The organism is Thioalkalivibrio sp. AKL9, from assembly GCF_000377825.1.
Taxonomy (GTDB): Bacteria; Pseudomonadota; Gammaproteobacteria; order Ectothiorhodospirales; family Ectothiorhodospiraceae; genus Thioalkalivibrio; species Thioalkalivibrio versutus.
Genome location: NZ_KB905104.1, coordinates 117767 through 130388 on the forward strand (window position 1 = coordinate 117767; position 12622 = coordinate 130388).

Annotated in this window: 10 protein-coding genes; 4 read left to right on the forward strand and 6 right to left on the reverse strand. The window is 67.1% G+C overall.

Features of this window, described 5'->3' with window-relative positions; genetic code table 11:
• Positions 1 to 14: 14 nt before the first annotated feature.
• The 4 genes from serC to D573_RS0102745 all read right to left on the reverse strand — a co-directional run bounded on the left by serC (position 15) and on the right by D573_RS0102745 (position 7250).
• The gene (serC, locus tag D573_RS0102730; RefSeq protein WP_018937605.1) at positions 15 to 1094 is read right to left on the reverse strand and encodes a 3-phosphoserine/phosphohydroxythreonine transaminase; all 1080 of its coding nucleotides are present in this window, start codon (positions 1092 to 1094) and stop codon (positions 15 to 17) included.
• Positions 1091 to 3718, reverse strand: coding sequence for a DNA gyrase subunit A (gyrA, locus tag D573_RS0102735; protein WP_018937606.1), 2628 nt, complete (start codon positions 3716 to 3718; stop codon positions 1091 to 1093). The genes serC and gyrA overlap by 4 nt, the downstream gene beginning before the upstream one ends.
• A gap of 142 nt (positions 3719 to 3860) precedes the next feature.
• Positions 3861 to 4937, reverse strand: coding sequence for an S-methyl-5-thioribose-1-phosphate isomerase (mtnA, locus tag D573_RS0102740; protein WP_018937607.1), 1077 nt, complete (start codon positions 4935 to 4937; stop codon positions 3861 to 3863).
• 9 nt (positions 4938 to 4946) lie between these two features.
• Positions 4947 to 7250 (reverse strand): DNA internalization-related competence protein ComEC/Rec2, encoded by a 2304-nt coding sequence (locus D573_RS0102745; RefSeq protein WP_018937608.1) that lies wholly within the window; start codon positions 7248 to 7250, stop codon positions 4947 to 4949.
• 215 nt (positions 7251 to 7465) lie between these two features.
• Between D573_RS0102745 and D573_RS0102750 the strand changes: the two genes are divergently transcribed.
• A complete protein-coding gene (locus D573_RS0102750; protein WP_018176817.1) occupies positions 7466 to 8062 on the forward strand; it encodes a DUF2062 domain-containing protein in 597 nt (198 codons plus the stop codon).
• Positions 8063 to 8123: 61 nt separating this feature from the next.
• Here the strand turns inward: D573_RS0102750 and D573_RS0102755 are convergent, their stop codons facing one another.
• Complete coding sequence (locus tag D573_RS0102755) at positions 8124 to 8846, reverse strand: ABC transporter ATP-binding protein (RefSeq protein ID WP_018176818.1); 723 nt, start codon at positions 8844 to 8846, stop codon at positions 8124 to 8126.
• On the reverse strand, positions 8839 to 10089 hold the full coding sequence (locus D573_RS0102760; RefSeq protein ID WP_018937609.1) for a lipoprotein-releasing ABC transporter permease subunit: 1251 nt from the start codon (positions 10087 to 10089) through the stop codon (positions 8839 to 8841). The genes D573_RS0102755 and D573_RS0102760 overlap by 8 nt, the downstream gene beginning before the upstream one ends.
• Positions 10090 to 10200: 111 nt before the next feature.
• Here D573_RS0102760 and D573_RS0102765 point away from each other — a divergent pair, with 111 nt between their 5' ends.
• Genes D573_RS0102765 through D573_RS0102775 form a run of 3 tightly spaced genes read left to right on the forward strand, consistent with a single transcriptional unit; the run spans position 10201 to position 12555 of the window.
• Positions 10201 to 10566 (forward strand): hypothetical protein, encoded by a 366-nt coding sequence (locus tag D573_RS0102765; RefSeq protein ID WP_018937610.1) that lies wholly within the window; start codon positions 10201 to 10203, stop codon positions 10564 to 10566.
• Positions 10563 to 11636 (forward strand): agmatine/peptidylarginine deiminase, encoded by a 1074-nt coding sequence (locus D573_RS0102770; protein ID WP_018937611.1) that lies wholly within the window; start codon positions 10563 to 10565, stop codon positions 11634 to 11636. The genes D573_RS0102765 and D573_RS0102770 overlap by 4 nt, the downstream gene beginning before the upstream one ends.
• 22 nt (positions 11637 to 11658) lie before the next feature.
• On the forward strand, positions 11659 to 12555 hold the full coding sequence (locus tag D573_RS0102775; RefSeq protein ID WP_018937612.1) for a carbon-nitrogen hydrolase: 897 nt from the start codon (positions 11659 to 11661) through the stop codon (positions 12553 to 12555).
• Positions 12556 to 12622: the final 67 nt, after the last annotated feature.

The window sequence follows — 12622 nt, forward strand, 5'->3', positions numbered from 1 at the left end:
ACGATTCAACAGGATCAGGCGTGGCGGTTCTCGAAGTCCGCCATGAAATCGATCAGGGCATCCACGGAGCTTTCCGGCACGGCGTTATAGATACTTGCACGCATCCCGCCCACCGAGCGATGTCCCTTCAACGAGGACAGGCCGGCCGCATCCGCCTCGTTGAGGAACGTCCCGTCGAGGGAATCGTCCGCCAGGATAAACGGCACATTCATCCACGACCGGGCCGTGGGCTCGACCGGGTTGCGATAGAAGGCGGAGTTGTCGATGTACTGGTACAGCTTGGCGGCCTTGCGCTGGTTGGTCTTGCCCATGCTCTCCAGGCCGCCCTGCTCCAGCAACCATTCGAACACCAGCCCGGCCAGGTACCAGCCAAAGGTCGGCGGGGTGTTGTACATCGAATCGTTCTTGGCCTGCAGCGCCCAGTCCAGCACCGCCGGCACGTTGCCCTTGTCGCGCTCCAGCAGGTCATTGCGCACGATCACCACGGTCAGGCCGGCCGGACCGATGTTCTTCTGCGCCCCGGCATAGATCACGCCGAACTTCGACACATCGATCGGACGCGACAGGATGGTGGAGGACATGTCCGCCACCAGCGGTACGTCCCCCACATCCGGAATTTCCGGAAACTCGACCCCGCCGATGGTCTCGTTCGGGGTGTAGTGCACGTAGGCGGCGTTCGGATCCAGGTTCCACGAGGCGCGATCCGGGATCGAGTCGTACCCGCTCGCTTGCGAGCTGGCCACGATATTCACCGGCCCGTACTTCTGAGCCTCCTTGATGGCCTTGCCGGACCAGGCCCCGGTATCGATGTAGTCCATACCCCGGCCATTCGCCAGGTTCATCGGGATGGCGGCAAACTGCCCGGTCGCCCCGCCCTGCAGGAACAACACTGTGTAGTTGTCGGGGATGTCCATCAGCGTACGCAGGTCCTGCTCGGCCTTCTCGGCCACGGCCATGAAGGGCTTGCCGCGGTGGCTCATCTCCATCACGGACATCCCGGACCCGCGGAAGTCCAGCAGCTCGTCACGCGCCCGTTCGAGCACCGCCTGAGGCAGGGCCGCCGGCCCCGCGCTGAAGTTCATCACTCGCGTCATGCCTGTTCTCCATCGTCACTGGATTCGGGACCCGTCTCCGGGTCCGTCCCGATTTCCGATTGACCGGGCTCTTCATCGTCTTCGACGCCGTCCTCGCCTTGCAACTGGGCGACCCGGGCGAGCTCGACCAGGTTTTCGTCCTCATCGAGACGGATCAGACGCACGCCCTGCGTGTTGCGACCGATCAATGGAATCTGGTCGATCGGTGTCCGCACCAGCGTCCCGCCATTGGTGATCAGCATGACCTCGTCGTCGTCCAGCACCCGTGCTGCCCCGACCAGCAGGCCATTGCGGCCCTCGGTCTGGATCGCAATCACGCCCTGGCCACCACGGCGATGCACCGGGAATTCGTCGAAACGGGTGCGCTTGCCGTAACCGTGTTCGGTCGCCAGCAGCGCCGATCCCTCGTCGACATTCAGCAGCGCGATCACCCGCTGGTCATCCTCCATGCGCACGCCGCGCACGCCGCAGGCCGTCCGCCCCATGGCGCGCACGTCGCTCTCGTGGAAACGCACGGCCTTGCCGGCCGTGGTCACCAGCATCACGTCGAGGGTGCCGTCGGTCAGGGAGACATCGACCAGATGATCCCCCTCGCGCAGATCCACCGCGATGATGCCGGAGGCACGACGGCGCGAGAAATCCGTCAGCGGGGTCTTCTTCACCGTTCCCTGCGCGGTCACCATGAACACATAGTGATCCGGGTCGTACTCGCGCACTGGAAGGATCGTGCTGATGCGTTCATCCGCTTCCAGCGGAAGCAGATTGACGATCGGCTTGCCGCGCGCGGCCCGTGACCCCTGCGGCAACTCGTAGACCTTCAACCAGTACACCCGGCCGCGGCTGGAGAAGCACAGGATCGTGTCGTGCGTATTGGCCACCACCAGCCGGTCGATGAAATCCTCTTCCTTGAAGCTGGTCGCCGCCTTGCCGCGACCGCCCCGGCGCTGGGCGCGGTAGTCGGCCACGGGCTGGTACTTCACGTAGCCGGCGTGCGAAAGCGTGACGACCACGTCTTCCTCGCCAATCAGGTCCTCCAGCGTCAGGTTGGCCTGGCGCTCGCGGATCTCGCTACGGCGTTCGTCGCCGAACTGCTCGGCCACCCCCAGCAGTTCGTTGCGGATTTCCTGTTGCAGGCGGTCGCCCGAGCCGAGGATATCCAGGAGGTCTTCGATCAGCTCCAGAAGGTCGCGATATTCGTCGAGGATCTTGTCCTGTTCCAGCCCGGTGAGGCGGTGCAGACGCAGATCCAGGATCGCCTGGGCCTGGGCCTCCGACAGCCGATAACCATCCTCGCTCACGCCATATTCCGGCGCCATGTCCTCGGGACGCGAGGCACTGGCCCCGGCGCGATCGAGCATGTCGCTGACCACCCCCAGCGGCCAGGCGCGCGCCAGCAGCCCGGCCTTGGCCTCGGCCGGGTTCGGCGCGGCACGGATCAGTTCGATCACCGGATCGATATTGGCCAGCGCAATCGCCAGGCCTTCCAGGATGTGGGCGCGCTCGCGCGCCTTGCGCAGATCAAAGATCGTGCGCCGGGTCACCACCTCGCGGCGATGACGCAGGAAGGCCCGCAGCACCTGGCGCAGATCCAGCACCTTCGGCTGGCCATCTACCAGCGCGACCATATTGATGCCGAAGACATTCTGCATCTGGGTGTGCATGTAGAGGTGGTTCAGGACCACCTCGGCCATCTCGCCGCGCTTGAGCTCGATGACCAGGCGCATGCCGTCCTTGTCCGACTCATCGCGCAGCTCGGAGATGCCCTCCATGCGCTTTTCCTTCACCAGCTCGGCGATCTTCTCGGTCAGACGCGCCTTGTTCACCTGGTAGGGCAGCTCGGTGACGACAATCGCCTCGCGCTGGCCGCCTTCCAGTGGCTCCACGTGCGAGCGCGCCCGGATCAGGACCCGGCCGCGACCGGTCCGATAGGCCTCGCGCACGCCATCGATGCCGTTGATGATGCCGGCGGTGGGGAAATCTGGCGCCGGCACGTGTTCCATCAGGCCGTCGATGGAGATGTCGGGGTCATCGATCAGCGCCACGCAGGCGTTGACGACCTCGCGCAGGTTGTGCGGCGGGATATTGGTCGCCATCCCCACCGCGATGCCGGCGGAACCATTGACCAGCAGGTTGGGAAACTTGCTCGGCAACACGGCCGGCTCGCTCTCGGAGCCGTCGTAGTTGTCGGTAAAGTCGACCGTTTCCTTTTCGATATCGGCCAGCAGCTCGGCCGCGATGCGCGCCATGCGCACCTCGGTGTAGCGCATGGCCGCCGGCGAGTCGCCGTCGATGGAACCGAAGTTACCCTGCCCGTCTGCGAGCATGTAGCGCATCGAGAACGGCTGCGCCATCCGCACGATGGCGTCGTAGACAGCGGAGTCGCCATGCGGGTGGTATTTACCGATCACGTCACCGACCACACGCGCCGACTTCTTGTACGGCTTGTTGTAGTCGTTGCCCAGCTCGCGCATCGCGTAGAGCACGCGGCGATGGACCGGCTTGAGGCCGTCACGGACATCGGGGAGGGCCCGGCCCACGATTACGCTCATCGCATAATCGAGGTAAGACTGCTGCATCTCGTCTTCGAGATTGACCGGAAAAACTTCCTTGGCAAATTCAGCCATCGAGGGTTACGCCGTCCGTCTGAACAAGCTCGCGATGATACCACAGGGGTGACCACTGGGGGCGCCCTTTTCTCCCCTCAAAACGGTTCTCCGAGGCTCTCAGGCCCGAGGGCGGCCGGTGCCGGCCCCATTTTCCCGGGTGTCAGGCCCCGGTCGTGGCGGATTCCGCGGCAGCGGGCTCGCGCAGTGTGGCCAGGCGCTCCCGCGTCGGGGCCTCGACCACACCGCGTTCGGTGACGATGGCATCGATCAGGTCCGCCGGGGTCACGTCAAAGGCCGGGTTGTATCCCCGCGCACCGTCGGCGGCCACACGCTGGCCGGCCAGCGCCAGCACCTCGTTCTCGCCGCGCTGCTCGATGGGGATGCCCGATCCGTCTGCCATCTCGAAGTCGATGGTCGCCACGGGCGCCGCAACCATGAAACGCACCCCGTGGGCCCGCGCCAGCAACGCCAGGCCATAGGTGCCGATCTTGTTGGCGGTATCGCCGTTGGCGGCAATTCGGTCCGCCCCGACGATCACCCAGCCCACCCGGCCGGAGCGCAACAGGCTGGCCGCCGCACCCTCGCACAGCACCTGCACCGGAATGCCGTCGTGCACCAGTTCCCAGGCGGTCAGTCGGCTGCCTTGCAGCCAGGGGCGGGTCTCGTCGGCAAACACCTCCTTGATACGCCCGGCATCCCAGGCGGCCCGGATCACACCGAGCGCGGTGCCATAGCCCCCGGTTGCCAGCGAACCCGTATTGCAGTGGGTCAGCACGCCGCGACCCGGCTCGATCAATTGCGCACCCAGGGCGCCCAATTGCCGATTGCCGGCAATGTCCGCCTCCAGCATCCGCTCGGCTACCGCCCGGGTCTCGTTCACGGCAGCATCCACCGACTCGCTGGCGACCACGACCGCCTGCATGCGATCCAGCGCCCAGAACAGATTCACCGCTGTGGGGCGCGAACCGCGCAGGGTCTCGATATCGGCGGCCACCCGCGCACGCCAGTCGTGCTGAGCTGTCGCGCGCTGACAAGCCAGCACCACACCGAATGCCGCCGTAATGCCGATCGCCGGCGCCCCGCGCACGACCATGTCGCGGATCGCCACGGCAACGGCGGGCGCGTCCTGATAGGTTTGCCAGACGCTCTCCTGCGGGAGGCGGCGCTGGTCCAGCAACTGGAGCGCGCCCTCGCGGAAGCGGATGGGACGGATGGTGTCGGAATGTTCGCGATTCATCCGGTCATTCTACCAGCGTGTCTCGTCCGTCGGCGTGGGGGTGCAACCCTCCTGCCCGCGCAAGGGTGGCAAGGGCGCAGGCTGCCAGAGCCTCCGGTGGCGGGCTCGATGACCGGGCCCCACCTCCAGCTCCGAGTTCGCTTCCAGGCGCAAGGCGCCATGCAGCCCAGTCTCCTGCAGTGGCACACAGGCCGCCTTCAGACGTTCGCGGACAGCGGCCTCCAGACCGCGCCCGCGCCCATCGGTACTCGCCCAGGCGATGCGCGGCGGCGCATCCACCAGCCAGCCCCGGCTCAAGCTGCCCGTGCCAGCCCCGCGCGGCAGCACCAGAAGATCACTGGCACGCCCGTCCAGCACATCACGCATCAGCACTGCCTCGCCCAGTCCTCCGAGCCCGCCCGTCAGCAGCAGACGGACGCCACCGGCCGTCTCCACCGCCAGCACGCAGGAGGCCGAGGCGCTGCCATCCCATCCGGGCGGCGGGTGCAGCACTTCGAATCGCACCGCGTCCCATTCCCAGCGCTCTCCGACCTCGCACGCCCGCTCATCGGCCTCTGCCGGCACCCGTCGCAGGGTCTCGACCACGGGTATGGAATCCCGGACCCCGGCGCTGCCCCCGGCGTGCGCGGCGTGTTCGTGGCTGAGGATCATGCGATCCAGCCGGCGCACCCCCTCGGCCCGAAGGGTCGGGACCACAATCTGCTCACCCGCGCTGTAGCCACCCGCACGCCCGGGACCCGCATCGAACAACAGGTTGTGGTTACGCGTCTGCAGCAAGGCCGACTGCCCGTTCCCGACATCCATCAGGAGGACGTGCACGGCACCCGGCTCGATATCTGGTCGCATGGGCAAGGCCAGCGCCATGCCTGCGAGCACGACCCAAACGGCACCCAGGCGCAGCCGCGGCTGCAAGGCCACGAGCACCGCGAGCCCGCCCAGCAGGCTCGCAGCCAGCGGGACCCGCCGCTCGTCCACCAGCACGGGCAATCCGGACAGGAGATCCAGCAACCCGACCAGCAGAGCCAGTACGCCGTCGCCCGCGTGCAGGAACGGCTGACCCAAAGGGGCCCACAAGGCGGCCAGCCCTGCCCCGACCAGCAACACCGGCAGCACCAGCAGGCTGATCACGGGCACTGCCACCAGGTTGGCCACCGGCGCGACCCACGAACCCAACTGGAACCAGGCGAGACTGAGCGGAAGCATCGCCAGTGCCAGCATCACCTGGATACTCCCCGCCTCGCGCCAGCCCGGACGCCCCGAGCGCCCCTGCAACAACAGAAGAATGACCGCGACCGCGCCAAACGAAAACCAGAAACCGGGGGCCAGTACACTCGTCGGCTGCCACAGCACGACCGCGATCGCGGCCAGCATCAGACCTCGCCAGGCGAACGCCTCGCGGCGCCACAACAGGGCCGCCATGAAGGCCGCGAGCATGATCAACGCCCGCTGGGTCGGGATGCTGAAGCCGGCCAACGCGGCATACACCGCAGCCCCCGCCAGACCGGCCAGCGCCATGAAGGCCGCCTTCCGCAGACCCCGTTGCAGCGGCAACAAACCGCTCCAGACCAACCCCGACAGCAACCCGACAAAACCGGCAACCAGCCCCACATGCAACCCGGAGATCGCCATCAGGTGGTTGGTTCCGGTGCGCAGAAAGGCCTGCCATTCCGGCGCGGTCATCCCCTGACGGTCGCCAATCACCAGGGCCTGCACCAGCCCCGGATGGCGGAGCTCCGGGGCCGCGACTTCCAGCCGCCCGCGCAGCCAGCCGCGGACGCGGTGCAAGTCGACCCGCCAGGGCCGTGCCGGTGCGGCCGGCACTGCGTTCCCGATCGACTCCAGATCAAGCAACGTCGCGGAGCCATGCAGGCCCTCGCGGTAAAACCACCCCGCGCGATCGAATCCGCCAGGATTCGCGGGCCCTTCGGCCGGGCGCAGGCGCAGGATCATCTGGCCGCGTGTGCCTGCCTCGACCTCAGGCCGCGCCGGATACGCCGTCACCAGGAGCTCACGGGCAGCGAATGCCTCCGGCCCCGCGATGACCGCCTCCACCGTGACCCGGAACCGGCTGCGATGCCCGGCGTGTTCCGGCAAACTGGTGACCGTGGCAAGAACGGTGACCTCTTCTCCCGCAAGCGAAGGCGCCAAGGCCTCCTCGAGCCAGATGTTCGCGGTCATGGAGACGCTCCCCCAGGCGACCACCCCACCCAGCGCCATCGCCCATGGCACAGTGGCCCGGTAGCCGTAGCGTCGCAGGCCGGCGCTGGCGCCCGCGGTGACCACGAGCAGCGCGAGCAGCAGACCCGGGGCCATCGGAAGCGGCTCCGGTACCCGGTGCAGCCACCACGCCGTGACCAGAAGTCCGAGGGTGAAAGCGGTCACGTTGAGGCCCTGAACGCCCGGCCAACCGCGTGGCCCAAGACCCAAGTGCCGGGCGACACGGGCATTCGCCGGCCCAAATCAGCGAGAATGGAACCCACATGCGCGGTCGCGAGCCCGCGCCAGGCGCACCATCGGCAACCCGGAACATGGCAAGACACATCATCAAGAAGATGTTTCCCGGCATGGAGCGCATGCGTGGGCACAAGGCGCTTGCCCCGCTGGGGCCGCGCCTGGGGTCGCCGGATCTGTGGCATCTGAACCGCCGCTCCGTGGCTGGTGCGTTTGCCGTGGGGCTCTTCGTGACCTTCCTGCCACTGCCCATGCAGATGCTGATCGCGGCGGCCGTGGCCATTATCGTCCGCGTCAATCTGCCGATTTCGGTGATCCTGGTCTGGATCTCCAACCCGATCACCATGCCGCCCATGTTGTATACGGCCTACACGATCGGGCGCAAGCTTCTGGACGAACCCCGTCGCGATATCCGCCTGGACTGGAGCTGGGAGTGGTTCAGCACGGAGTTACTGACCATCTGGCAGCCCCTGCTCCTGGGGAGCGTCCTGCTGGGCTCGGTCGCGAGCCTGTCGGGTTATTTGCTCGTGCGCTTCCTGTGGCGGCTGAACGTGGTCCAGCGCGTGCGCAGCCGCCGTTATCTGCGGCGGTTGCGCAAGGAACTGGCGGAACGCGAAGCCGCGGAACGCAGCGAAGAGGAAAAATCGAACAAGAAGCAACCGCCGTTGGACTGATCAACCGAGCCCGTTCAGGATCCGATGCTGCCAGGCGCGCGGATGCGCGCTGCACGGGGGCCTATTCGTGGACCGCCGCCAATTGGCCGTCGAAGACCTCCGGCTCGAGGTGCCCCTTGACCAGCTGCACCGAGCGGTCCAGCTCGCGCGCCAGGGTGATGTCGTGGGTCACCAGGGCCAGCGCGGTGCCGGTGGAGCGATTCATCGCGCGCAGCAGCTCGAACACCTGCGCTGCCCGCTCCTGGTCCAGGTTCCCGGTCGGCTCATCCGCCAGGATCGCCGAGGGTCGGGTGACCAACGCACGGGCGATCGCGACCCGCTGACGCTCGCCACCGGAGAGCTCCGAAGGCTTGTGCTCCAGGCGGTGGCCCAGATCCACCTGCTGTAGCCAGTGGCGGGCCTCCTCCCGCGCCTTGCGGTTGGACATCCGCCGGATCAGGAGTGGCAGGGCCACATTCTCGGCGGCCGTCAGTTCCGGCAACAGGTGGTGGAACTGATAAACGAACCCCAGATGCTGGTTGCGCAGATGCCCGCGCCGCGCCTCGCTCATGCGGGTCCAGTCCGTGCCCAGCAAGCGCACCTCGCCGGCCGTCGGGCGGTCCAGACCACCGAGCAGGTGCAGCAGCGTGCTCTTGCCACTACCCGAGGCGCCGATAATCGCGGTCTGGTCCCCCGGCTGCAGGGCGAAATCGACCCCGGTCAGCACGGCCACATCCAGCTTGCCGTCGCGGAAACGGCGTTCCACGCCCAAGGCCTCGAGGACCGGGGTCTCGTGGTCAGTCATAGCGCAGCGCCTCCGCCGGCTGGGTACGGGCCGCGCGCCAGGCCGGGAACAGTGTGGCCACGACCGTCAGCAGGAAGCCCAGGATGCCGACCCGGAGAACATCCGACAGTTTAAGTTCAGATGGCAAATCACTGATGTAATAGACCTCAGCGGACAGGAATTCGACGCCCACCAGCCGCTCGATAAAGGGCACGACGACATCGATATTGGACGCCAGGGCGACCCCGGCCGCGGTGCCCAGGAGGATGCCGATCGCCCCGATCACGACCCCCTGGACCATGAAGATCACCATGATGCCTGCGGGCGACAACCCGAGCGTTCGCAGGATCGCGATATCCCCCTGCTTGTCGGTCACCAGCATGATCAGGGTCGAGACGATATTGAAGGCTGCGACCGCCACAATCAGCGAGAGGATGATGAACATCACCATCTTCTCCATCTGGATGGCGCGGAACAGATTCGCGTGCTGACGGGTCCAGTCGGACACCCGGAAAAGCCCGTCCAGCTGCGCCGCGACGTCGCGTGCAATCACCCCGGCCTGCATCATGTCGGTCAGCCGCAGCCGCAGCCCGGTCACCTGATCGCCCATCTGGAACACCGCCTGGGCATCCTCCAGATGGATGAAGGCAGTCCCCCGGTCGTATTCATACATGCCGACCTCGAACAGGCCGGACACCTCGAAGCGCCGCATGCGCGGCATCACCCCGGCCGGCGACACCGAGGCCTGGGGAGCCATCAGGATGATCGAATCGCCAACCTGCACACGCAGTTCCGCCGCCAGTTCGCGCCCAAGCACGACGCGGTAGCGACCGCCCTCCAGGCTCCCCAGCTCGCCCCGGATCATGTGTTCACCGATGCGCGCCACCCGTTCCTCCGCCTCCGGCTCCACACCGCGGATCAGCGCCCCGGAGATGTTCCCGCGCGCACTCAGCATCGCTTCGCCCTGAACATAAGGGGCCGCGGCCACCACCCGGTCATCGATGTCCGGCGCCTCGCGCTGCAGGCGCTCCCAGTCACGCAGCCCTCCGTTGGCCTCACCGATGGTCGCATGCGAGGCCATCCCCAGGATGCGCTCGCGCAATTCGCGCTCGAACCCGTTCATCACCGACAACACGGTGATCAGCGCCATCACGCCGAGCACCAGCCCGATGATCGACACCACCGAGATGAACGAGATGAAGTGGTTACGCCGCTTGGCACGCGTATAGCGCAGGCCGATGGCAAGGGTCAGGGGGCGAAACATCGCGAAAGCATGCCAGAGATACCGGGTCGCGCCTATAGGGGACGCGTCGGGGGAGGCATGGCGTCGCAGTTGACGCTACCATGGAGCCATCCAGCAAACGGAGAGTTGGCCATGCCAGGGAAATGCAACGCAGCGAACCCCACCTCGAAGTCCGGCGCACGCCGGGGCAGCACCGTGCGCGCCGCGGCCAGCGCCCTTGTGCTGGCGCTTTTCGCCGGGGCCATGGCCACCGCCTCGGCCGACATCCTGCGCAGCCCCGAAGGGGGTTTCACGGTAAAGGAACGTGAAGGGGCCCCAACCCGTGGTCAGAGCCAGTCAGCGGTCATTCGCCAGCACGGCGAGCCGGAACAACGCCACGCCACCGTGGGCGATCCGCCGATCACACGCTGGGACTATGCCGACTTCTCCGTGTTCTTCGAGGGCGAGTACGTCCTGCACAGCGCAGTGCGCAACGGATCCCGCTCCGACCGTCCATGAGTACCGGGGACGCCACCCCGGTGCCGCCCAAACGCCGCCTCCCCGCCGAGTGGGAGCCCCAGGGTGCGATCCAGCTGACCTGGCCGCATGACGCCACGGACTGGGCACCCGTCCTGGATCAGGTGCACCCGGTATTTGCCACCATTGCCGCGAGCATCAGCCAGTACGAACCGGTCATCATCGTCGCGCGCGATCCCGAGCACATCGAGGAGATCTCCGGCTTCCTGACCGAGACCGCCATCCGGCCCGACCGGCTGTGGTTTGCCCTGGCCTCGAGTGACGACACCTGGGCGCGCGACCATGGCGCCATCACGGTATTCGACGGCAATCAGCCACGCCTGCTGGACTTTACCTTCAACGGCTGGGGCGGCAAATACCCCGCCGATCTGGACGATGCGATCACTCGGGCCCTGGCCAGCCAGGGCGTATTCGGCAGCTGTGTACCGGAACCCACCGGGCTGATCCTCGAAGGCGGGTCGATCGAATCCGACGGCGCCGGCACACTGCTCACTACAACGCGCTGCCTGCTCTCCAGCACCCGCAACCCCGATCTGGATCGCACCGGGCTGGAACAGCGCCTCGGCGAATGGCTGGGTGCCGAACGGATCCTCTGGCTGGAACACGGGCAGCTGGAGGGCGACGACACGGATGCCCATATCGACACGCTGGCCCGCTTCTGCGCCCGCGATACGATCGCCTACGTCCAGTGCGACGATCCGCAGGACCCCCATCACCCCGAACTGCAAGCGATGGAACAGGAACTCCGGGCCCTGCGCCAGACCTCCGGAGAGCCCTACCGCCTGATTCCGCTCCCTTGGCCGGCCCCCATCGTCGAGGACGGCCGACGGCTGGCTGCCACCTATGCGAACTTCCTGATTCTGAACGGTGCGGTGCTCCTGCCGGTCTACGATGACCCCGCCGATGCCGTCGCCCGCGACCGGCTCGCCGGGGCCTTCCCGGGACGCGAGATCGTGGAGATCGACTGCCGGGCGATCATTCGCCAGGGGGGCAGCCTGCACTGCCTGACCATGCAATACCCTGCGGCTGCCCTCGGCATCCCGCAGGAATAACCTTCTGCACCGAGCACCCGCCATGCCCAACGACCCATTGTCCGTCGCCCTGATCCAGCACCGCGATGCCGGGAGCGTCGAGGCCAATCTCGACGCCACCGCGGCCGCGGTCGCCGAGGCCGCCGCGAATGGTGCCCGCCTGGTCGTATTGGCCGAGTTGCACACCGGCCCCTACTTCTGCCAGACCGAGGACCTCGCCACCTTCGATCGCGCCGAGGCGATCCCCGGCCCGAGCTGCGAGCGCCTGGGCGCAATGGCACGGGACAACGGCGTGGTCCTGGTCGGCTCCCTGTTCGAGCGTCGCGCCCCGGGCCTCTATCACAACACCGCAGTGGTCTTCGAAACCGACGGCCGCCCGGTCGGCACCTACCGCAAGATGCACATCCCGGACGATCCCGGCTATTACGAGAAGTACTATTTCACCCCGGGGGACACCGGCTTCGTCCCCATCGACACTTCGGTCGGTCGCCTCGGGGTCCTGGTCTGCTGGGACCAGTGGTACCCGGAGGCCGCCCGCATCATGGCGTTGTCCGGCGCCGAGCTACTGATCTATCCCACCGCCATTGGCTGGGACCCGCAGGACACGCCCGAGGAACAGGCCCGGCAGCAGGATGCATGGATGACCGTCCAGCGCGGCCACGCCGTTGCCAACAACCTGCCGGTGATCGCCTGCAACCGCACGGGGCACGAACCGGACCCCTCCGGACACGCGCCCGGGGCGAACTTCTGGGGCACAAGCTTCGTCGCGGGGCCCCAGGGCGAGATCCTGGCCCGCGCCGGCGAAGCGCAGCCGGAGATCCTCACCGTCGAGCTGGATCGCGGCCGGACCGAGGCCGTACGCCGCCAGTGGCCTTTTCTCCGCGATCGCCGCATCGATGCCTACGGCCCGATCCTGCAACGCTACATCGATCCCACCTGAGGTGATCAACACCCACTAGCGCGATCCGCCCCAGGTAATCCCCGGCCTTCTCCGTGATCTCCATGCC